The organism is Verrucomicrobiia bacterium (assembly GCA_026414565.1).
Taxonomy (GTDB): domain Bacteria; phylum Verrucomicrobiota; class Verrucomicrobiia; order Limisphaerales; family Fontisphaeraceae; genus Fontisphaera.
Genome location: JAOAIT010000018.1, coordinates 193,554 through 215,914 on the forward strand (window position 1 = coordinate 193,554; position 22,361 = coordinate 215,914).

Annotated in this window: 19 protein-coding genes; 6 read left to right on the forward strand and 13 right to left on the reverse strand. The window is 58.6% G+C overall.

The annotated features are described in order from the left end of the window. Window positions 1-64 precede the first annotated feature (64 nt). A complete protein-coding gene (locus N3J91_05030; protein ID MCX8155804.1) occupies window positions 65-1,366 on the forward strand; it encodes a diphosphate--fructose-6-phosphate 1-phosphotransferase in 1,302 nt (433 codons plus the stop codon). Between the two features lie 30 nt (window positions 1,367-1,396). Here the strand turns inward: N3J91_05030 and N3J91_05035 are convergent, their stop codons facing one another. Both N3J91_05035 and N3J91_05040 read right to left on the reverse strand, forming a co-directional pair. Then, complete coding sequence (locus N3J91_05035; protein ID MCX8155805.1) at window positions 1,397-4,279, reverse strand: ATP-binding protein; 2,883 nt, start codon at window positions 4,277-4,279, stop codon at window positions 1,397-1,399. Window positions 4,280-4,488: 209 nt separating this feature from the next. Further along, window positions 4,489-7,062, reverse strand: a complete 2,574-nt coding sequence (locus N3J91_05040; GenBank protein MCX8155806.1) for a DEAD/DEAH box helicase — start codon at window positions 7,060-7,062, stop codon at window positions 4,489-4,491. Window positions 7,063-7,270: 208 nt separating this feature from the next. On the opposite strand from N3J91_05040, the gene rsgA reads away from it, so the two are divergent. Both rsgA and N3J91_05050 read left to right on the forward strand, forming a co-directional pair. Further along, the gene (rsgA, locus tag N3J91_05045; GenBank protein MCX8155807.1) at window positions 7,271-8,323 is read left to right on the forward strand and encodes a ribosome small subunit-dependent GTPase A; all 1,053 of its coding nucleotides are present in this window, start codon (window positions 7,271-7,273) and stop codon (window positions 8,321-8,323) included. 58 nt (window positions 8,324-8,381) lie between these two features. Further along, window positions 8,382-8,900, forward strand: coding sequence for a hypothetical protein (locus N3J91_05050; protein ID MCX8155808.1), 519 nt, complete (start codon window positions 8,382-8,384; stop codon window positions 8,898-8,900). A 13-nt stretch (window positions 8,901-8,913) separates the two neighbouring features. Here N3J91_05050 and N3J91_05055 read toward each other — a convergent pair whose 3' ends face one another. The 11 genes from N3J91_05055 to N3J91_05105 form a co-directional block, all read right to left on the reverse strand. Continuing rightward, a complete protein-coding gene (locus tag N3J91_05055; GenBank protein MCX8155809.1) occupies window positions 8,914-10,401 on the reverse strand; it encodes a Gfo/Idh/MocA family oxidoreductase in 1,488 nt (495 codons plus the stop codon). Window positions 10,402-10,559: 158 nt separating this feature from the next. Further along, complete coding sequence (locus N3J91_05060) at window positions 10,560-11,072, reverse strand: DUF2249 domain-containing protein (GenBank protein MCX8155810.1); 513 nt, start codon at window positions 11,070-11,072, stop codon at window positions 10,560-10,562. A 74-nt stretch (window positions 11,073-11,146) separates the two neighbouring features. Further along, window positions 11,147-11,875: a glycosyltransferase gene (locus N3J91_05065; GenBank protein ID MCX8155811.1), complete on the reverse strand. Its 729-nt coding sequence runs from the start codon at window positions 11,873-11,875 to the stop codon at window positions 11,147-11,149. Between the two features lie 42 nt (window positions 11,876-11,917). Further along, a complete protein-coding gene (locus tag N3J91_05070) occupies window positions 11,918-12,181 on the reverse strand; it encodes a hypothetical protein (protein ID MCX8155812.1) in 264 nt (87 codons plus the stop codon). A 51-nt stretch (window positions 12,182-12,232) separates the two neighbouring features. Continuing rightward, window positions 12,233-13,105 (reverse strand): adenylate/guanylate cyclase domain-containing protein, encoded by an 873-nt coding sequence (locus N3J91_05075; protein ID MCX8155813.1) that lies wholly within the window; start codon window positions 13,103-13,105, stop codon window positions 12,233-12,235. 171 nt (window positions 13,106-13,276) lie between these two features. Then, window positions 13,277-14,656 carry an FAD-binding protein gene (locus N3J91_05080; protein ID MCX8155814.1) on the reverse strand — a complete coding sequence of 460 codons (1,380 nt, stop codon included), beginning with the start codon at window positions 14,654-14,656 and terminating at the stop codon, window positions 13,277-13,279. After that, on the reverse strand, window positions 14,653-14,919 hold the full coding sequence (locus tag N3J91_05085) for a DUF2007 domain-containing protein (GenBank protein MCX8155815.1): 267 nt from the start codon (window positions 14,917-14,919) through the stop codon (window positions 14,653-14,655). Before N3J91_05085 ends, N3J91_05080 begins: the two co-directional genes overlap by 4 nt. Window positions 14,920-14,927: 8 nt before the next feature. Then, complete coding sequence (locus N3J91_05090) at window positions 14,928-15,932, reverse strand: TRAM domain-containing protein (protein MCX8155816.1); 1,005 nt, start codon at window positions 15,930-15,932, stop codon at window positions 14,928-14,930. A 3-nt stretch (window positions 15,933-15,935) separates the two neighbouring features. Continuing rightward, window positions 15,936-17,039 (reverse strand): MlaD family protein, encoded by a 1,104-nt coding sequence (locus N3J91_05095; GenBank protein ID MCX8155817.1) that lies wholly within the window; start codon window positions 17,037-17,039, stop codon window positions 15,936-15,938. Between the two features lies 1 nt (window position 17,040). Next, a complete protein-coding gene (locus N3J91_05100) occupies window positions 17,041-17,787 on the reverse strand; it encodes an ABC transporter ATP-binding protein (GenBank protein MCX8155818.1) in 747 nt (248 codons plus the stop codon). A 6-nt stretch (window positions 17,788-17,793) separates the two neighbouring features. Next, the gene (locus tag N3J91_05105; GenBank protein ID MCX8155819.1) at window positions 17,794-18,567 is read right to left on the reverse strand and encodes an ABC transporter permease; all 774 of its coding nucleotides are present in this window, start codon (window positions 18,565-18,567) and stop codon (window positions 17,794-17,796) included. A 111-nt stretch (window positions 18,568-18,678) separates the two neighbouring features. Between N3J91_05105 and N3J91_05110 the strand changes: the two genes are divergently transcribed. The 3 genes from N3J91_05110 to sufT all read left to right on the forward strand — a co-directional run bounded on the left by N3J91_05110 (window position 18,679) and on the right by sufT (window position 22,273). Continuing rightward, window positions 18,679-20,550, forward strand: a complete 1,872-nt coding sequence (locus N3J91_05110) for a 4Fe-4S ferredoxin (GenBank protein ID MCX8155820.1) — start codon at window positions 18,679-18,681, stop codon at window positions 20,548-20,550. 63 nt (window positions 20,551-20,613) lie between these two features. Beyond that, window positions 20,614-21,663 carry an AI-2E family transporter gene (locus tag N3J91_05115; GenBank protein MCX8155821.1) on the forward strand — a complete coding sequence of 350 codons (1,050 nt, stop codon included), beginning with the start codon at window positions 20,614-20,616 and terminating at the stop codon, window positions 21,661-21,663. 64 nt (window positions 21,664-21,727) lie between these two features. Then, window positions 21,728-22,273, forward strand: coding sequence for a putative Fe-S cluster assembly protein SufT (gene sufT, locus N3J91_05120; GenBank protein ID MCX8155822.1), 546 nt, complete (start codon window positions 21,728-21,730; stop codon window positions 22,271-22,273). The last annotated feature ends 88 nt before the right edge of the window (window positions 22,274-22,361 follow it).

Below are 22,361 nucleotides of genomic sequence, written 5' to 3' on the forward strand. Positions count from 1 at the left end.
CGGCATTGACAGCAGCATTAGCTTCTTTAAGCTGTCGCCCGCATCGGAATAACCAAACTGAATTATGAGCGCGAAACCGAATGTTTTTATCGCCCAATCCGGCGGCCCTTCGGCGGTCATCAACAACTCGCTGCGCGGTGTCATTGATTTTTGCCATGAACACCCCGAAACCTTCGGCCGGGTGTATGGCGGCTGGCACGGCATTGAGGGCGCCCTCAAAGAAGAACTTTTGGACCTAAGCGCACAAGATCCCAAAGAGATCGCCCTGCTGGAGACCACCCCTGCCGCCGGGGCCATTGGCACCTGCCGCTACAAACTCAAGGAAAAGCAGCGCGCGGATTTTGAGCGGGTGATTGAAGTCTTCAAGGCCCACCGGATTGGCTATTTCTTCTACATTGGCGGCAACGACTCGATGGATACCGCCAATAAAATCAGCAAACTGGCGGCGGAACGCGGCCTCGATTTGGTGGCCACGGGGGTGCCGAAAACCATAGATAACGACGTGGGCGACGCCGAGTTCAAGTTGGTGGATCACACTCCCGGTTACGGCTCCACGGCACGCTACTGGGCATGCAATATTTTGGCCGCCAATGAAGAAAATGCCGGGTCATGCCCGGCGGATCCGGTGCTGGTGCTACAGGCGATGGGGCGCAAAATTGGCTTCATTCCGGCGGCTGCCCGCCTGGCCGATCCCCACCGCGAGCTGCCCCTCCAAATTTACATGACGGAAGCCGGTCTCTCGCTGGAGCAGTTGGCCGATAACGTCAATGATGCTCTGAAAAAATGCGGACGCTGCATCGTCGTGGTGAGTGAAGGATTGGACGTCGGCGACATTGGCGCACAGAAAGACGCTTTTGGACATACCCACTTCGGCGCCAGCGATCAAACGGTGCAGCAGGTGGTGGTATCCTACTTGAACCGCAAGGGGCTGGCCGCCACCGGCAAGGCCCGTGGCCAGGTCCCGGGCACGGATCAACGACATTCAATTGTCCTGGCCTCGACGGTGGACCTCAAGGAAGCCTATGAATCCGGGCGAAAAGCCGCTGAAATTGCCATGCGCGAGGGCAACGGCTTCATGGCCACCATTCTCCGTGAGCCGGGACCGGCCTACAAGGTGCGCTACGACAAGGTGCCGTTGGAGCTTATGGCCAACAGCGAGCGCTTTTTCCCCAAGCACTGGATTGCGGCGAATAAAATTGATGTGACAGATGATTTCATTGCCTATGCCCGTCCGCTGATTGGCGAAGAATGGGTGCGCGTGCCGCTGGAGAACGGCCTCCCGCGCTTCGCCCGTTTGAAGCCACTGTTTGTGGAGAAAAAATGCCCGCCTTTTATTCCGGAGGCTTATCGGAAAAAAGGTGAGTAAAGACCCAATTGTTAGTTTTGGGAATGACGGTCACTTGGCCGGGGCGGGCCGCTCCAGGACTTCACGCAGGGTGGACGTTAATTGGGAGATGGTGTAAGGCTTGGGCAGGATGGCGAATATCCCGCCGAGGGAAAGCTCCCATTCGGCCAGTTCCACGCTGTAGCCCGTGGAAAAGATCACCCGCAGATCGGGTTGTTCGGCGCGCATGATTTGAATCAATTCCAGACCGCTCATGCCGCCAGGCAGGACCATATCCGTGAAAACGAGGGCGATTTCGTCCTTGCGGAGGCCCCAGATTTGCAGCGCCTCCGCTCCATGGCCGGCTTCGATCACCTGATAACCTGCCCGGCGCAGACAATTGGATATTCCGCGCCGCACTGATGGCTCATCCTCGACCAGCAGGATGGTCTCAGTCCCACCGACAATCCGAGGTGCAGGGCCTTGCGATGTGGCGGCTGCCTCAGCCGACTTGGCCAGGGGCAGGTAAATCGTAAACGTGCTGCCGATGCCCACCTCACTTTTAACCTCAATCCATCCCTCGTGCTGCTTGACGATGCCCTCCACAGTGGCCAGGCCCAAACCGGTGCCTTTGCCGGGCCCTTTGGTGGTAAAAAAGGGATCAAAGATGCGCGCCAGAACCTCCAAGGGCATGCCGCAACCCGTGTCACTGACCTCCAATACGGCATATTGGCCGGTTTTGCCTTGGGGATGCTCGCTCAACTCGGCCTCAAGGATCTCCCTGGTATGCACGGCAACGCGCAAATCGCCCCCCTTGGGCATCGCGTCTCGCGCATTCACGGCCAGGTTTAGCAACACCTGTCCCAACAGGCTGGCATCTGCATTCACCCATGCCGGCTCCGCCGCAGGGGAGAAAATTACCTGAATATGTTCTCCCACGGAGCGCCGCAACAGTTTTAGCATGTCCATGACGCAAGCATTTAAATCCAGGACTTTTTTCTCCATTGGTGCACGCCGGCTGTACAGCAGCAACTGACGTGTCAGATTCGCCGCCCGCTCGGCCAGCTTGTTCAATTCGTTAATGGACTCCCGCACAGGAGGCGACAACTGGGCATCCTCCAAAAGCTCCTGGTAGTGCATCATCATGGCCGCCAGGATGTTGTTGAAGTCATGCGCAATCCCGCCTGCCAGATGCCCGATGGCCTCCATTTTCTGCGCCTGGAAAAGCTGTTGTTGCAGCCGGTCACGTTCCGCCTCGGCGCGGTTGCGTGCCGTGACATCATTTAAGCAGAGCAAAAAGCGAGTTTGCCCATCAATGTTGAGACGGCAAACATTGCCCTGTAGTTCAACCTGTTGTTTTTGCTTCGAGCCAGCCAGTGTCAGTTGACATTCGACCTCCGAGCAGCAATGCGTGGTGTTTTGTAGCTCCTGCAAACTGTGCAGCAACAGGCATTGCAGGCAGGCAACGCTGCTGCCGCAACCCGAAGACGCAGTCAGCGCATTCACGCACCGCAACACATCGCCGGGGCCGCCCTTGAAACAGGCATTCCATTCATGCGCCGGCACATCGGCCAGCATGCGTGCGGCCCGGTTGGCCCGCACAATTTTAAAATGTTCATCCAACAACATCATCACCACGGGGGCCTGCTCATGCACCGCCTCCAATTCACGCTGGGAGGCCTGTAATTGACGCTCGGCCTGTCTTTGGGCCGTAATGTCAAAAACAATTCCCTCCAAAAATTGCGGCGTCCCTTTTTCATCGTAGCAGGCCCGCCCTTTTTCGAAGACATGGCGAATCTGCCCATCTGGGCGGACAATGCGGTAAGTGGCCTCATACGCTCTCCTGGCGACCACGGCTTCCTCAACAATCTTGTCCAGCTCAGACAAATCATCGGGGTGCACCATGTCCGCATAAGTAAGTTTGCCCTCCGTAAAATCCGAGGGCGGGCGCCCGGTGATTGCCTGTGAGCCTTCGCTAAAGAAAGCAACCCTCCAGGGAGCGTGCACTTCGCATTTATAAACCCCGCCCGGGATATTGGCCAGGAGCATTTGCAACTGGCGCTCACGCTCCACCAGAATTTGCTCCATTTGTTGTTGCCGGCGCTCCGCCTGCAGGCGCTTCAACGCGAAAGTGACATCCGCAGCCACTTCCGCCAAAAGAGCCAGCTCGCGCTCGGTAAAAGCGCTGGTGCTGGGGCTGCACACCGTCAGGCTGCCATAGACACCACCCTCATCAAACAGGGGAAAGGCCGCACATGACTTAATTTGATGCTCCTCGATGAGGTGACGCCAGGGAGCCAGCCTGGGATCATCTGATTCCATCTGTGACACCACAGGGCGTTGCCGGCGAATGGCCGTGCCGCTCGGCCCCAGTCCCTCCGGTCTTTCGTCGGCATAAACCACGATGGCCTCTTTTTTTATGGGCCGCAAACCAAAGGCCGCCAATGGAAGGACTTGAGAGGTAGGGGGATTCAACTTTCCCGCCCACGCCAAACAGAACCCGCCCAGTTCCACGATGGCCCGACAACTCGACTCCATCAAATCCTGTTCCGACTGAACCCGCACGACCGTTTGATTTACCGCGCTCAAGGTGGCATAAAGCCGACTGAGCCGGCGGGCTTCCTCTTCTTTTTCCTTGCGCAGGGTAATATCCGTGGCCACGGTGGCAAACCGTCCGGGAGCCGGACTGAAGACCGAGATCAGGAAATGCTTGCGCATCGGCTCGTAATACGTCTCAAACTGTTCAGCAATGCCCGATTGAGCCACACGCGCGTAAACCTCGAGGTAGGGGGGCGGTGATTGCTGATAGACTTCCGATGCCAGTTTGCCGTTGGCTTGCTCCCAGCGAATTCCGGTGACTTGGGTAAAGGCAGGATTGGTGTCAAGTATGCGGTAATCCAATGGTTTTCCCAATTCATCACACACCAGCTCATGCAGCACCACGATTTCCGTCATGTGCTCATGCAAGAGCTCGATTCCCTTGACCAGGGAATGTCTGTTGGGCTGACCGGAGTTCATACAAATAGCACTGACAACCACGCCCTTGCACCCCCACGCGAGCGCAGCCAGAGAGTGTGTCTAAATTGATATCGGCGATTTATGGAAAAAATCAATTTTATTCGACAAACTAAAAGCTGTTTCAGTTAAGAAAGCTAATAGAGTCTTCAATGCCGCCGCAGAGCCAGCCGGTGATCAATGCGGCGGGTTTGCTGATAATCCAGCGGGGGCAGGTCGGTCAGGGTAGGGGATTCTGTCTCCTGCAGAATGGCCCTGGCGCGTTGCTGCAGTTCCTGCCAGCGCGGCCAATCCAACGAAGGAGCATGGGCAATTTGGCGCAGGGTGCTGCGCCATTCGATGATGATGCGGTCGATATCGCCCACCCCCAGCCATTCCGTAACGAAACGATGTTTGCTTTCGGGCTGCCGATGCACGGCAGCCACGATTTGCTCGGCCCCGGCACCGTAATGCGGCGGCAAACCGTTTTCCAGATAGCCGGGGATGGTTTGCAGTCCGTAAAGTTTCTGACAGGCAATCGCCAACCGGCCGGCCCACCGGCTTTCCTCACCGGAAAAGCGAAAACCGGCATCCAGATTGGCCAGCTCATAAATCATCTCTTCAAGCGGACAAGACTCATCTTCAAGTCCGGCGGCGATGGCCAGTCCGTCACCTTGATGGAAGAAGCTGACGACGCGGCCGCGCAGCGTGGGCACCCCCCGTGCATCCACCAGCCCGAGGCGGCGCCACAACATGGCGGCCCCACTCCCCGTGGGGAGTTGCCGGCAGGTTTCAAGGTGCGGGCATTGCTGACAGTCGGCGGGCAAAACTTCGCGGGTCACGGGTTTCCAGATTGGCACGCCGTGGGCGTCCACTGCCACCTTCAATGGCATTTGAGCCAGGCTGACCATGGCCATCAATTTATGGCCGCGGTTTTCAAATCGCACCACGGGCAGACGTTGCGCCGCAAAACGTTGCCGCAATAATGGCTCCACCTTTTCAGCCCACAGCTCCGGCGTGGTAATTCGTCCCGGCCAGCGCAGCAACCGCCGCACCCATTTGACCATTTCCAACCGCCCATCATGTAATATGTCCGCCACCGTGACGGCCCGCCCGTGGACGGGTGATGCCCCCTCATGCTGTTCCAAGACTACCAGGGCCCCATGTCCCAGTTTCTCCAATGCCTGAGGCACCGCCAGCGCTGGCCGCCATTGGAGCAGTTCCTGGAGTGTCCCCCGCCGTTCTCCAATCTCTGGAGTGTCATCCTGGGGAGGCAGCAGTTTAAGGGCGTCCAAAAGAGGGCCCGGCGGCGCCAACAGCACTTGTACTTCACCGGCCGGCCGTTCACATAGGGATGGCAGCGGCTCCCATTCCGCCCGGCTATTAAGCATCTGGTGGACTTTGCGCCGCACATGACGGGCGCGCTCGGCATCGGTTTTCAGTCCGCATGGCGTGTGGGGGTATTTGAGACTCTCCTCCACCCCCAGCGTGACCGTACGAGTCGTGAAGAGCCTTTGTTGCACGCGCACCGCTTCGGCAAAAGGATCGCGGCCGGCCTCGGCCGCAGCCGCCATCAACCCCAGCAAGGTGTTCCAGTCCACCATGCCATTGCGTTGCAAATGCGCGGGGTAACCATCGCGCAGGCGTATTTCGTTGGCGCCGACCAGCACATAACCGGTTTCGTCTATGCCGCGGCGGCCAGCCCGGCCAAACATTTGGAGGATTTCATCGGGACGCAGGGCCTGCTCGAGTTGATCGCGCCGGTAGGAATCACCCGCCAGCGCCACGCTGCGCAGCGAGAAATTGATGCCGGCCGCCAGCCCCATCGTGGCCACCACCACCCGCAAGGCACCCCCTTTGGCCAATGGCTCAATCACGCCGGCGCGGGCCGCATAACTCAGCCCGCTGTGATGATAAGCCACGCGAGCCCGCAACATTCGGGCCAAATCCTCGCCAACCAACCGCTTTTGCTCCAGGGTGAGCGTCAACGGATGGGGGCAGGGAAGCTGACGGGCCAGTTCTCTGGCAATGGATTCCGCGTTGGCCCGGCGCGGAGCAAAAAGAAGAATGGGCCCAAGCCCCTCAGCCAGGGCACGGGCGCAAAAGCGCGCCCAATAACCGCGAATTTCGGCCGGCAGCCGGTAACTGAGCCTTTCCACATCCACCTCCTCCAGAGGCACGGGACGGATTTTATCTTCAATGAGCACCGCCTTGCGGCCCAGGCGGCGAAGCCAGCGCACGATGTCCTGGGGATTGGCCACACTGCCGCTCAAAAGCAGCAATTGGGTTTGCGGGGGGGCCAGAGCCAGAGCCAGTTCATAGTTCAAGCCCCGATCCGGATCCCCCAAAAGCTGGTATTCGTCCACCACCAGCAGGGTTGGCCCCACGCCGCGAACCAGCCGGTATTTTTGGGTTTCCAAGGTGGCCACCAGAATGGAGGCCTCCAGGTTTTCGGCCAAATCGCCGGTGGCAATGCCCACATCCCACCCGCGAGCCCGCCATTCCGCCAGCTTGTCATTGGCCAGCGCGCGGGTGGGCACTGTGTAAATCGCCTGACCACGGTTTTTGCCCTGTTTGCTCCAAAGTTCAAAAATCAGCGTTTTGCCGGCACCGGTGGGGGCCTGCACCACCACGTCTTTGCCCTCGCGCAAGGCATTGACGGCCTGCTGTTGCCAAAGGTCCGGCACCACCACCGATTGACTCAAGGTGGCTGTGCCGTTGAGGGCATCCTTCAGCGTGTCCACAACCTCAAGGTAGCGCAGCTTGGGCAGGGGGTGAAGCCCGCAGAAGAAATCTTTGCTGCATCCTCCCGCAACTCTGCACCATCTGTGCCTTGGAAACGGGGCATCCGGCTGCGCCACGAAGCAGGAAGAAATGAAGGTTGTCAGGCCGGGGCGCGTCTGATAGCAACGGAGGGACATGACCGGTGGTAATACAGACAAGCGCGCACCTTTGACCCTGGCAACGCTAGGGTGGTCCGCCGAATGGGAGGCACGTTTTAAGGAACTGCAACAGCCCACCTGGGAACCGGGGAGGGTGGTGGTGGAGGACAAACACCATTATGTGGTCTTTACCCGCCACGGGGCTTTGCGCGCCCGGGCCGCCGGACGCTTGTTGCATCGCGCCGCCCAGCCGTCGGAGCTGCCCAAAGTGGGAGACTGGGTGGCGCTCGTGGCCTATCCCGCCGAAGAAAAAGCCGTCATCCAACATGTTCTGCCCAGAAAGACCCGTCTGGCGCGGAAAGTGCCCGGCAAGGAAGTCACCGAACAGGTGCTTGTCACCAATGTGGATACCGCCTTTGTTGTGCAGGCCTTGGACAATACTTTCAATCCGCGTCTGCTGGAACGGTTCTTGGTGATGGTGGTGGAAGGGGGCATTCAACCTGTGGTTCTGCTGAACAAATGTGATTTAAGCAAGGATGTGCCAGGGCAACAGGCCGAGGCACAGGCCTGCGCGGGTAGCGCGCCGGTGCTGGCAGTCAGCGCCAAAACAGGCAAAGGCATCAAAGCGTTGTGGGAATATATTGCCCCCCAGCAGACCGTGGTTTTTCTGGGCATCTCCGGGGTGGGCAAATCGAGTTTGATTAACCGCTTGTACGGCGAGGAAGTTGCCGCCACGGCCGAGGTACGCGAATCGGACCATAAAGGCCGCCATACCACCACCTGGCGCGAGCTGATCGTGCTGCCCAATGGCGGCTTGGTCATTGACACACCCGGCATGCGCGAATTCCATCTCTGGATGGCCGGCGAGAGTTTGCCCGAGGCGTTTCCAGATATTTACGCGCTGGCTGCAGGATGCAAATTCAACGATTGCACGCACACCGTGGAAAAGGGCTGTGCGGTGCAGGCAGCGGTGGCGGCCGGTCAGCTTGCGCCCGAACGCCTGGCGAGCTTTCACAAGCTGCGCCAGGAGCTGGAGTATCTGGAGAAGGCGGGCAGATTGCGCCACCGGCGGGGCGGGGGACGGCCCAAGGACTTTCTGGCGGCCCACGAGGAGGAGGCTTGACCCTGTATTTTTTCTCACGCTCTTGACCCACGGCCTGCCAGGGGGCATGATTATGCCCATGAAGCGAGCCGCCAGATTACCCTCCCCGGATGAGGTACAACAAAAGGCTGTTAAAAAAATTGATGAAGAACGGGAATTATTGCGCCGCCGCATGATGATGTGGGACGGAGGCAAACGCAGCCGCATCACGCTTTTTGATTTAAGCAACAAGCAGGAGCTTTTTCTGGAGCTTGAAGGACTGGGGTGGAAACGCTTTCAGGACGTGGCAGTCGAACCCCACGATTGGAATGTCCATCATGGAGCCGCCCTGCCCACGCCCGCCGAACTCTATGAAGCGCTTGAGAATGAGCACGGCGCCGTCATCCAGCAGGAATTAGTCCGGCTGCGTGACGAGGTTCTGCCTCGCATTCAACGGTCCCCCAATCAGCGCGGAATTTACACCTGTGCCGGCTTGCACCCTTTTGTGGTCCAGTACCTTATGGACACACTGCGTGAAAGTGGATGGTGGGTGGAATTTGCCCCCACCACCATGGGCGTGGAAAAACAACTTTTGATCAGTCCCAAGACCGGGGGTTGAAGCGGTTAAATCCCTAAATCGCCTGCGGTTCCCAGCCTTTGCGGTATTCCCGGGTCAAATAACGATTGGCCTCAGGGCGATTGGTGATGGTGCCACGAGCAGCGTCCCACAGCAGCCGCCGGCCTCCCATCCGCAGCGAGACGGCTGCCAGGTTGAAGGCCTCCGTTATCGGGCCAGCCAGCAGGAAGTCACCATCCGTCTTTTGCCCCACCCGCAGGGCATGCGTCCAATTGGGAATCTCACGTGGCGGAGGCTTGAGGGAGTCAATCTCCTGTTTGGGCAGGGGCAAGACTCGGGGATTCTGCCCCAGGAAACCGGCCAGAATGATGCGCTCCTCCCCGACCCACATCATCCCTTCGGCGGGCAGCTCGCCGCCTTCTTTTTCCAGCTCGGGCGGGGTGGGTGGCCGCATTCCGCCATCGTACCAGTACAGGTTGATTTCCGGACGGTCTCCTTTTGCCGCAAACTTAAAACGCACGGTGCTGGCCACCGGAAAGGAATAATCATTTTGAATGATGACACTGACCTGATCGCGCACCTCGCAGACGTGGCTGGGAGTGGACTCCACCCACACCGGAGCATCCAAGGCCAGCTCTTGAAACACCCGCCACAGGCTGTAATGTCCCATGTCGGCAATCGGTCCGCCGCCAAACTCATACCAGCCCCGGAAGACCGCATGAGTATAGTGCGGATGATACGGACGGGGCAGGGAGGGGCCGAGCCATAAATCCCAGTCAAAGCCCTTCGGCACAGGGGGGCGTTCTGTTGGCAGCGTGGCATACTGCGGCCAGAACGGACGGTTGGACCAATTGTGGATTTCTTTGAGCCGGCCAATGACGCCCTGCCGCGTCCAGTGCACCAGACGGCGCACGGCGTCGCCCGCGTTGGCCGGCAGAAAGTGCGTGGCAGCCCCGGTTTGGCGGGCAGTTTCGATGACCCATCGCCCTTCGGTGACACGGTTGGCCAGTGGCTTGTGGGTGACCACCTTTTTGCCTTTTTTCATCGCTTTGATGGCGATTACCGCATGCAGATGATCCGGGGTCATGATTTTGACACAATCCACATCCTTGGCAGTTTCCAACAGTTCACGGAAATCGGCGTAAGCCTGCACCCCGCGGAATTGGGCCTGCTGCCGTACTCTGGCGTAAGCGCCCTCAATCATGACTTTGGCCACCTCCCGCCCGCCCGGGATGCCCGGCCGCTCCTTGCGCCATTGCGGCTGGCCAATAGCCTCAGCCACGGCGCTGCGAATGCCGTCCTTGGACCAATCCACATAATCCTGCGAATCCTCATTGGGATCGCAGGCGGCCACATATTGCAGCTCCGGCTGCTTCAATTCATGCGCCATTTCACGCAAACCCTGCGTGCCACAGCCAATGAGGGCCACCGTCATTTTCTCATTGGGCGAAATCTGTCCCGCGCCTCCCAACACATGACGGGGCACCACGGTGAAGATGGCGGCGGCTACGGCGCTGTTTTTGAGGAATTGACGGCGTTTCATAGAATCGGCTTTGCGCTGATGTTGGCTTTCGCCGTCAGACTAATGCCAGGCGGCACCGCTGGCAAGCGGCAGATATTGCCTGCACAGCGGGCTGGCCGAGATCCCCAAGGCAGCCCACCTGTTAGCCACAAGCCATGGTGAGCTTTGCGGCGATTGTGCTATTTTTCCTTGAAGAACTCCACCCGCCAGGAGCCATCGGTCTGTAGTTCAGCTTTATGCGTGAAGCCCTCGCGTGCGAGTTTGGCGTAGAGCGGCAATGGCTCGAAGGGTACAAGCAGCACAAAACTGCCGCCGACCGGCGTTTGCGCGGCGGCCTCGTCAATCAGGGCGCAGGGGGGCTCGCCACGCTGAAAGAGCGGGCGGGTATCCACAGTTAGGGGACAATCCGCCAAGCCTTTGGCGGCGGGCTTTTTCCGCGGCGGTTTGAAACCCGGGTCAGGATAGTCCCCCTTGGTGATGCGTACCCGCCAAACCTCCGGCCCTTTTTCCAAATAGTCCCAATGAAAAGTGCCTGTATGCTCACAGGCCAGTTGATAATACAAGGGCAGGGGATCGTGGTCATTTACCAGCTCGAGCGCCGCGCCTTGACCCAGCTTGCCCCACACCGCGAAAACCTGAGCGTGCCGTTGTTTGGGTGCCAGTGTCCGGACATCCACTAAAACATTTTGCATGGGGTAAAACTAGCATGCTTCCAGGAATCGTCATTGACGCATATCAAAGGACATAAGGATGCCATACGATGTCCTTACCGGCGGCCGTCGTACCATATCCCGCAATGCTGGCGGGTGCGACACAAGCGGGCTCCCAGGTAAAAAGAGCGCCCGATGAACTTCAAGTGATCGCCCAGGGTGTATAAATGGGTCTTACGTCCTGAGGTGATGAGGGGGTGCTCCGTCAAAATGACCACACGCAGACGATGCTTCCGCGCCCAACGCTTCAGCCGCCGGCTGAAATCTATCTCCTCTGAAACAAACAGCGTTTCATCAAATCCACCAAGTTCTTTGAACGCTTGCGCACGACAAAAGATAAATGAGCCGGCGGCCCATTTCAGCGTGCGGCTGCACAGGTTCCAAAACCGCACCGCCCAGTATCCCCAGGGTGCGGAAGCGTCAAATCGCAGCAAGGCCCCGCCGGCCGCAACGTCCTCCAATTCAGCCGCTCTGGCCACCGCTGCCAGGAGTCCCGGGCAAGGCTGCGAATCCGCGTCCATGAAAACCAGCCATTGACCGCGAGCGGCGCGGGCGCCGGTGTTGCGGGCACGGGCGATCTGATTCACCGGCTCGAATACCACCCTGGCACCCGCTGCCGCGGCCACGCGGGCGGTCTCGTCAGAAGAGTTATTGTCGCAAACAATGACCTCCCATGCAAAGCCCTGCGATTCCCATGCTGCCGCCGCAGCCTGCCGCAACACCAACAAAGAGGCCGGCAATAACTTTTCCTCGTTAAAAGCAGGGACAATGACGGAAAACTTCACGTGGGTGACATTCCGGGCGCAACGGCAAGCCCGCCGTCTGGATCACTTCAACTCCTTGCGCAACATCTTCAAGGTGGGATAGTTGTCCAACCGGATGGAAAAAGGCAGGTAAATCAGGATGCCCACCAGCGGCAAACCGGTGATAATTAAGATCCAAAAGAGCCGTTGGCGGCGGGTGAAACCCTGGGAATTCAGACTGGACAGGGCGCAAATCACCAGGGCCAGCCAGATAATCATCATGCAGGCGGCAATCTGCAAATTCCACTTGGGATCGCTGAAACTAAAACGATTCAAGAGTTCACCCATAGGCCATCAAGATAATCACCCGGCTGCTGCCGCGCAATAGCGTTTATGCCTCTAGAATGCGTAGAAAGTCTCGGCCTGGCGGAAACCCAGGAGGGTGAAGGTACCGATTTCGAAGGTCTCAATAAAAGGCTGCAGGCGCTCGCGCGCTGCGGCGCTGAGCAGGGTGGTCTGGCCTTGGGCGCCCGCCAGTTTTTCCATGCGAAAAAGGCGGTTAACCTCCTGACCCATGAGGGTTTCATCCCCCGTCACGGCAGAAATTCCAAACGCGACCTGCCCATAATGGACCACAAAGCGGAAGGGCGGCTCCGCCTTGGCCTGCAGTTCAAGCAAGTCTTTGATACATTGAGCCACGGAGGCGGTGGCCTGTTCATCCTCCTTCCAGAAAGCCAGAAATCCGTCGCCGAGGTACTGATTGAGCACACCATGATGGCGGCGGACAATTTTGCGGCCATCTTCCATCCAGCGCTCCATCACCTGCGCCTGCTGGGATGGGAGCAAATTTTGCATGATCATGGTGGCGTCCAGCACCTCGGCCAGCAGCAACCAGCCCTCATCCAGTCGCACTGCGTGGAAGGGAGCGTTGGCCGGAGGCGGAGAAGCCTCCGTCGTGCTGCCCGGCTGATGAAAAACCAACTCATATTCCCCAATGCCAAGGCGGTCCCCATCGCGCAGCAGCATGGGCTGGGTAATGCGCCGGCCATTGAGAAAAGTGCCGTTGCTGCTGGCCAAATCCACCAGCCAATGCTCATTTTTGCTCTGCACATGCACCAGCGCGTGGCGGCGGGAAACCTTGGCGCCTTCAAGCACGACCTGATTGGTCAGAGACCGGCCAATGCCACAAGATCCCAGCACAGACCACCGGCGTCCATCTTGCGCCTCAAGCCACACCGATTCCTTGCCAGCCGTGGGAGGAGTTTCACTCATATCTTTTTCCGACGACAAATGCGCGCAGACCGGGATTGTGATGATTGCCGAACGGACTTACTACCATGCCCCCGGAGAAACCACAAGCCCCAAGTCCGATGGGCGGATTGGTTCAGGGTCATTGGGGTTGCGGAAAGCGCCAGCGTTGAACCCGAGTCCTTCAGTAATTGCTCACAGGAACTTGCCGGGATTAAGGATGCCCCGGGGGTCCAGGGCCGCCTTGATGTCTTTATGGAGACGCCGCACCTCGCGACTGACAGCCTGCGGAAACCACGGCTTTTTAGCCAGCCCCACCCCGTGTTCGCCGGTAATGACGCCGCCCCAAGCCAGAATCTGCGTGAAAAGTTTGTCCAACACCTTTCGGCTGCGGGCCTCTGCGCCCGGTTGATTGAAGTCCACCATGATGTTGACGTGGATGTTGCCGTCGCCGGCATGGCCAAAGCAGGCCACAGGGAAGCCGGATTCCTTTTGCAAACGCGCCGTGAAGCGAAACAAATCCTCCAGCCGCCCGCGCGGCACCACAATATCCTCATTGAGCTTGGTCAGGCCGGTGTCCCGCAACGCATAACTGAACTCGCGTCGCAACTGCCAGAGCTGTTCGCAGGCCTCGGCGCCAAGGGCATGTTGAATGAACAAATGGGGCAGGGAGCGAATCAGGCGGCGCAAATCCCCCAAATCCGCCTTCACGGCCGCCAGTCGCCCGTCCAATTCCACGAAAATCAGGGCCCCACAACCGCGCAGACGGCGGCTGCCGGTTCGGCGGCGGGCGGCCTCCAAGGTAAATTGATCTGCCACCTCCAGGGCACAGGGCAAAAAGCCTGCGGCAAAAATGCGTCGGATGGCCTGAGCGGCATGCCCCATGTGATTAAAGCCCACCACCAGCAAGGCGCGGTAAGGGGGCAGGGGGAGTAGTTTCAATGTGGCCTCGGTGATGACGCCCAGCATTCCTTCGCTGCCCACGAACAGGCGGGCAAGGTCAAAGCCTGTCTTGTTCTTGTGGGTACGGCTGCCCAGGCGCAAGACCTCGCCATTGGCCCGCACGACCTCCAAGCCCAGGACATAATCGCGCGTGACCCCATATTTGAGACAGCGCGGCCCGCCCGCGTTGGAAGCGATGTTACCGCCGATGGAACAATCTTTCCGGCTGGCCGGATCCGGCGGATAGTAAAGGCCCTTTTTTTCCACGGCCTCCTGGAGCGTCTGAGTGTGCACCCCTGGCTCCACCACGGCCACGAAGTCGCCGGGATGGATTTCTTTGATGCGATTCATGCCCTCCAAGGAAAGCACGATGCCGCCCTGTTGGGGCACGCAACCGCCAACATAGCCATGACCCGCGCCACGAGCGGTCACTGGCAGACCGTGGCGATGCGCAAAGGACAACAGTCGCGCCACGCTTTCAGTCGAACGGGGCAGAGCGACTGCCTCGGGCACTCGCGCGGCGAACCATTTGTCGCCCGCGTAAGCCTGACAAGTCACCGGGTCTATTGCTAATTCGCCCTCGGGCAGCAGTTGCCGCAACCGGCGCAGGAGGGAAGGGGACAAGGCACTCATGCAGGAGAAGCCCCATCTGGCGCAGAATCATCCGCCGGGGGCACTGGAGCACTGGATGCAAGAAAGGCCTTGGCCTCGTCAGCTTGATCGGCCGGCACCTCGACGCGGACACCGCCGGCGGCCAAGCTGTAACCCTCAAGGCTTAGCGCTGCCAGTTCATGGCTGACCGAGGCAAAGAAACCGGCCGCCTGCAAGCGACTGCAAACCAGTTGCGCCTCGGCCAGGTTCAGCGTTTTGAAAATGACGACCGGATTGGACTCCATAAAGAAAGTTACGAGTGATTCTTAATTTCGGCAAATATGATCACGCCGGCGCCGGTCTGCAGCAAACTTTGCACCTGCACATTGGCCTGCTGCCCTATGTAGGGCTGGCCCTGGTTGACCACCACCATCGTGCCGTCGGGCAAATAACCCACTCCCTGTCCCTTGTCCTTGCCTTCCCGCACGATTTTCAAGTTCAACGTGTCCCCGGGAAGCACCACGGGTTTGAGGACTGATGCCATTTCGGCGATGTTCAGGCAACGCACGGACTGCAAGTCCGCGATTTTGGCAAGGTTGTAGTCTGTGGTAATCAGCCGGGCTTGAAGGGATTTGGCCAGCCGCACCAGCTTGGCGTCCACGCCGTTTTCGTCAGGGTATTCGGCATCGTGGATTTTCAAGTCCACTCCGTGCAGACGGCGGATGCGGTTCAAAATATCCAGCCCCCGGCGCCCCCGGGCGCGTTTGACAGGATCGGAAGAATCTGCGATCTGCTGCACCTCGTGCAGGACAAAGCGGGGCACAACGACGGTGCCCTCCAAAAAACGGCGCTCGATTAGTTCCACCACCCGTCCATCCACGATGGCGCTGGTATCCAGCAAAAGCAATGAAGTGGGTTGGGACTGCGATTGAAAACGGACAAACGGGATGATCAGCGAGAAGTCCTCCTTATTGCTGCGCATGGCCAGTACCATCCCCAGATAGCCAAAAAACAAGAAGGTAACCAGCCGGATCAACCAGCGCACGGGCATCTCATCGGCATATTGAAAAAGACCGGAGCGGTCCACCATCCAGGCAATAAAACTGCCCAGCGCCAGGCCGAAGGTGGCCGCCGAAAACGCCCGGAGGGAGAACCCTTTAAGCATTTCCTCAATGGCGATGAGCAATCCCCCAAAGCCAAAGCCCGCCAGTGCCCCCCAATACCACTGACTGATCAGCTCTTCACGCACCTGGCTGATCGCCACGCCGCCCAGTATGCACAAGAGCAGAAAAAATATCCGAATGACCCAAAAAGACATGTCTTAATTCGCGCGCCCAGCAGAAGATTTGACGCTGGCGGCGGTATTGGTCTTCGGATATTTCGGTTTCCACAACATCCACCAAAGGCCAAATCGGTTGAGATTGCCGGCGGCCACATTCAAGTTGGAGCTGAGCAAACTGGCGTGCTCCAACGTGGCTGCGGCGTTGCTTTTCATCGTATCATCCCGCAGCAATCCGCCCAGCAATCCCCGCCCCGCGTCCAGGTCCGCCTGCACGCTGGAGACAATATTGGTCACAGATTGCGAGGCGTTTTCAATGTTTTTTACGACATTGTCCAACCTTGGTTTGCTGGTGTTCACCCAATCCTCGAGCGAATCACCGGTGCGGCGCAGGCTGGCGGTGGTGAGATGGACGTTGCTGGAAGCCTGACGCAAATCGAAAATCGCCTCCGAAACCACCGAGGTGTGACCTTGGATAAGCGCTTCAAGCTGCTCGGAGGCACGCCGCGCCCGCTCGGAAAGTACCGCCGCATTGGTCAATATCTCAGGCACTTTTTCCTGCACACTCTCCGAGGCGCGCCGTACATTCTCGAGCATCTGCACGATATTGGTTGTGTAATTGGTGAGGCTTTGCTGGCTAAGCAGCGTGCCATTGACGTTGCTAAAGGCGCTGCGCACGTCCGTCAAGGTCGCTCCCACGCTGTCCAGCAGATCGCTGGCGCGGCGGGCGGTATCTTGCAAATCAAAGGGCGGCAGGCATTTGACGACATCGCCATTTTGCAAATACCCCCCCGTGGTGCTGCGCGGGGCGATGGCCACGTATTGATCGCCCAAGAAACCGGATTGCTCGATGGCAAACACCGCATCCCGCCGGATCAGGTATTTGGAATAAATACGAGCAGTCAGAATGACCGAGCGGCCATCAGGGGTTAATTCAATCTTGTGCACATACCCCACCGGAACGCCGGCCATCAGTACCGCAGCCCGGGGTTTGATGCCGCTGACATTCGGGGTGCGCAGGTAAAGGTCGTAGGTGTCCTCAAACCAATCGCCCGTCTTGCTGAAATTGAGCAATAACACGGCCAAAGCCACCAGGCCAATCAGTACAAACACGCCCACGCGCGTGGTCAGGCTTTTTTCGCTCATATCAAAAATCAATTTCTTTGGGGTCGCTGATACCGTTCACGAACCGGTGAATGATGGGGTCGTTGGATTGAAAAAAATGCGCCGGCGGCCCGTCCGCATAAATCCGGCCCTGGTGCAGCATCATCACCCGGCGAGCGATGGTACGCACGCTGCGCATGTCATGGGTCACCACAACCGTGGTCACCTTTAATCGCTCACAAACGCGAACAATCAAATGGTCAATGCTGTCCGAAACAATGGGATCCAGGCCGGTGGTGGGCTCATCGTACAAGACGATTTCCGGCCGATAGACGATGGCCCGCGCCAGCCCCACCCGCTTGCGCATGCCCCCCGATAACTGAGCCGGCTTTTTGACCCCGGCTCCGGGCAAATCCACCATCTCCAGGGCCTCTTCCACTCGTTCTTTGATCTCCGCCTCGCTCAGGTTTCCATGACGCCGCAAGGGAAAAGCAATATTTTCGAACACCGTCAGGGAATCGAACAAAGCCGCGCTCTGAAACAACATGCCAAACCGGCGGCGCACTGTAAGTAGCTGGCGTTCATTTAATTTGGCCAGATTTTCTCCGGCCACCCAGACCTCACCGCGGTCAGGTTGCAGCAAACCGATCAGATGCTTGAGCAGGATGCTCTTGCCACAACCGCTGCGCCCAATAATGGCCACCGCCTCCCCGGCTTCAATGGTCAAGCTCACGCCATCCAAAACCCGCTGGCGGCCGAAGCTTTTTTCCACTGCGCGAACCTGGATCATGGCCAATCAGTTGAGCACTTTCACCAACAACAGGGTCAGGAAAAAGTTGCTGATCAGGATGGTAATGGAAGCAAAGACGACCGCCTCCGTCGTGGCGCGGCCCACGCCCTCCGCTCCCTCCTTGCAGGTCAGTCCCTTGTAACAGCCGATCATGGCCAGGGTATGGCCAAAAACCACCGATTTGATGATTCCCTGCCAGAGGTCCGAAGGATCCGTGAACTGCACCATGTTGTTATAGGCATACACGGGATCAATCCCCAGCAAGAAGGTTCCCACGATGAAAGCCGCCATAATGCCCACCGTGATCGAGCCGATGGTAAGCAGCGGCAGGGCGATGGTGGCAGCCAAAACGCGGGGCACCACCAGGTAATCCACCGGATGCGTGGCCAGCGTGCGCAGCGCATCAATCTGCTCGGTGACCCGCATGGTGCCCAGCTCTGCCGCCATGGCCGCCCCCACCCGGCCCGCCACCATTAACGCGCTCAGCACCGGGCCAAGCTCGGCGCACATGGACACGCTCACCACCGCCAGGGTGGCAGTGTCCATCTTGACCTTGTGGAATTGGAAGTAGGTCTGGGCACAAAGCACCATGCCCGTAAACGCCCCGGTAATCAGCACCACCGACAGGCTCTTCACCCCGATGTGATAAATCTGGTAAATAACGTCCCGTGGCGGTGGCCGGTGCAACAGCAACGAACGGAAAAACTCCAATGCCAGCAAGGCAATGCTGCCCAGGCCTTGCAGAGGCTCCAACACCCATTTTTCCAGTTGCGGCCTCATGAACGGCACGCAATCTAGCAGAGTCATCCGCTTCCAAGCAAGTCGGGCGTTGTCACAGTACGTTAACGCCACGCTTGTCAGCCTGTCGGGCTTGTCCTAGTGTTGCCCGTGATGACAGTGACCGATGATGGCACCACCCCGGTCGAACGACAACGACTCGAAGTGGACATTGTTTGCGTGGGATTTGGACCGGCGACAGCGGGATTCTTAACCACGCTCAGCCGCTACCTAGTCAATCCGGACGGCACGCCAGCCCTGCCCAGTCGCGTTTGTCCCGGGATGCCCCTGCAAGTGGTCTGTTACGAGCGGGCGGATGATGTAGGCTTTGCTGTTTCCGGCGTCGTCACCCGCGCCCGGGCGATTCGCCAAAGTTTCCCTGATCTGGACCCCGCCCAGATACCCATGGCGGCCCCCGTGGCCGAGGAAAAAGTGCTTTACCTGTTGGACCCCGTCGGTGCCAGCCGGCGTTCGGCGGGTTTGCGGGTGGCCGATAAGGTGATCCAAGGCCTGCGCTGGGCCCTGCCTTGCGAGCATCAGGCCATGGAGCTGCCATGGACACCTGAATTTCTGCACAAATCGCCGGGTTTGGTGATGTCTCTTGGGCAGTTCAACCAGTGGGTTGCTTCGCAGCTCTTGAGCTCGGGGCTGGTGCAAATCTGGCCGGGCACGCCCGTAGCTCAACCGTTGATAGAGGGGGACAGGGTCAAGGGAGTTCGTTTGGTGGATCAAGGGACGGACAAGTTGGGACGCCCCGAGGCCGGCTACCTGCCCGGCATGGAGGTGCTCGCCGATCTCACCGTGGTTGGCGACGGGCCGGTAGGGCCGATTGGCCAGCTCTTGGACCAGCACTTTGGCCTGCCTGCAGGCCATCATCAGCACGATTGGGCGGTGGGGATGAAAGTCGTGGTGGACCTGCCGGAAGGAGTGGACTTGAAACCCGGCACCGTCCTGCACACCTTTGGTTATCCAGAGCCGGAAATTTTTGGTTTTCTTTACGTACATCCTCAGCGCGTGGCCTCCCTGGGCATTTTTGTGCCCTCCTGGTTTGACAGTCCGGTGCGAAATGCCTACCGCTACCTGCAACATTGGATGCAGCATCCGTATCTATGGCGATACCTCAAAGGCGGCACCTTGCGCTCTTGGGGAGCCAAATCCTTGCAAGAATCCGGGCGCCGCGGTGAGCCCTATCTTGCGGGTAACGGTTATGCCCGCATCGGCGAAGGCTCCGGCGCCACCAACGTTCTCACCGGCTCCGGGGTGGACGAAGCCTGGCACACCGGAGTCCTGTTGGCCGAAAGCGTGGTGGAATTGGCCAAGGCCGGCCAGCCCTACACCCGCGAAAACCTGGAACGCACCTATGTCAAACGCCGCCGCGAGAGCTGGCTGGATAAGGAATCCCAAATCGCGGAGCGCAGTCGCGACGGTTTCCAGCGCGGCGTTCTGACCGGCATGATGGGCATGGCGCTGGCCGGTTTAACTCAGGGCAAACTGGCCGTGAAAGGCCGTCCTCTGCCTCCCCATGGCCGGGTGCCAACCCTGGAAGAATATTACGCCGGTAAAATTGCACCGGAGGAAATCGCGCGGATTCGCCAAGAATGCCACAGCCGCGGGACTTCAGTTCACGGTGCCCTGATGGAACGGGCAGGTTGGCCGCCCATTGAGTACGATGGCCGGTTGCTCGTGTCGCATCAGGATGCCCTGCTGATGGGCGGCAAGGTACAGGCGCCGCCCGGTTATGCCGATCATGTGTTGTTTCTGTACCCTCGCCTGTGCGAAAGCTGCGGGACGCAAGTTTGTGTCGAACTGTGCTCCGGCCAGGCCATTGCCCCTGGTCCGCATGGGGTTCCCCTATTTGACCGCGAAAAGTGTGTGCATTGTGGCGCCTGTCTTTGGAATTGTGCACAGGCCAATCCGGAGCGTCCCGAGCAGGGCAACATTGCCTTTCGGGCAGGTGCCGGCGGCTTGCACTCGGCAGAAAATTAGCCATCGGTTAAAAGGAATTGATGACAGTCTTGCCCTAGGGTGGCCAGAAATGGGACTTGCTTCATGCTAACGAAACAAGCGCGAATATCCTATGTGCTGATGGCGGTGTTGCTGCTGCTCATTGGAGTATTACACCTCGCCACGCTCGTGCTGACGGCCCTCTTTGGTTATTTTGCCCTGCGGGTTTTCAGTTTTGGCCGCAGCAAGGCGGTAGCCTTGGTTTTGTATGTCTTGGTCGTGATGGCTATAGGGTATGGTCTGTTTTATTTCACTCGCCAGGCCGTGGTGGCGTTCCCGGCCATCGCCGAAAAAACCATCCCCGCCATCGTGGACTATGCCCAGAAACAGGAGATTGATTTGCCTTTTACAGATTATGAGAGCTTGAAGTCACTGGCGGTGGAAGAAATCAAGGATCGTTTCGCTAATCTGGGAACCTACGTGCGCCGGGTATTGTTTGAAATTGCCTCCCTCATCATCGGTCTGGTCGTGGCGGCCAGCCTGTTCATTAATGCCCGCTGGCAGGTGGAAGGTGATCCACATGCCGTTTCCGACAGTTTATATGCCCTCGTCAGTCGCGAGCTGGGTTTGCGATTCAAAACGTTTTACCGCAGTTTTGCCACGGTCATTGGGGCCCAGTTGGTCATCTCGGCCATCAATACCACCCTCACGGCCATATTTCTGGCGTACAATCATTTTCCGCATCTGCCGGTGCTGGTTATTTTTACCTTTCTCTGTGGCCTCCTGCCCATCATTGGCAACCTCATGAGCAACACCTTGATCATTGGGGTGGGTTTTACCATTTCGCCGCAAATGGCCTTGTTTGCGCTCGTTTTTCTGGTGGTGATTCACAAACTGGAATACTTCCTGAACAGTAAAATCATTGGGGAGCGCATCAAAAACCCCATGTGGTTGACTCTGTTGGGTTTGGTGCTGGGGGAGCAACTGATGGGAATTCCGGGCATGATCCTGGCGCCCGTGGTTCTGCATTACATCAAGGTTGAGGCCAGCCGTAATAAAATCTCCGATCTGGACGGCTCTGCATCGGGCCAGCCGGGAGTTGGTCCCGCTCCCGGAGAGGATGTTTCCATACCCGCCCCCGGCGCAACTCCGTGACCTGCACAATTTTAATAGCAGCCCGACTGCGTGCGCGCTAACTTCAAATCACTGAAACAGACTTATGGAATACGGAACTACGATAGAACTTAAGCGCGATTGTGAGGCGGTGCAGATTCCCTCCGGCGAGCGGGCCGTCCTGGCGAAAGGCACGCAAGTGCAAATTACGCAAACCTTGGGCGGAACCTACACCGTCTATACCCCCCATGGGTTGTTTCGTATCGCCGCCAAGGACGCCGATGCACTCGGCGCCGAGGTGGGCCAGTCCGCCCCGGCGGCTGCCGAAGCCTCCGGCCCCCTCACCGAAGAGGCCGTTTGGGCGGTGCTCAAGACTTGTTATGACCCGGAAATCCCGGTGAACATTGTGGATTTGGGCCTGGTGTATGATCTGCACATTGAACCCACCCCCTCCGGCCGGAGCAAAGTCGCCGTCAAAATGACCCTGACCGCTCCAGGGTGCGGCATGGGGCCGGTCATTGCCCGCGATGCCCAGGAAAAAATCTTGAGCCTGCCGGGCGTGGAAGAGGCTGATGTGGAAGTGGTGTGGGACCCGCCCTGGCATCAGTCCATGATCAGCGTGGAAGGGCGCCGCATTCTGGGCTTGGAGTAAATCCGCCGCGGATCTGACCGACGTTGTCATAATTTATCTGACAGGCAATTAAGTTGCCTGAAAGTGCCTATTTCATGTTAATTTCCTG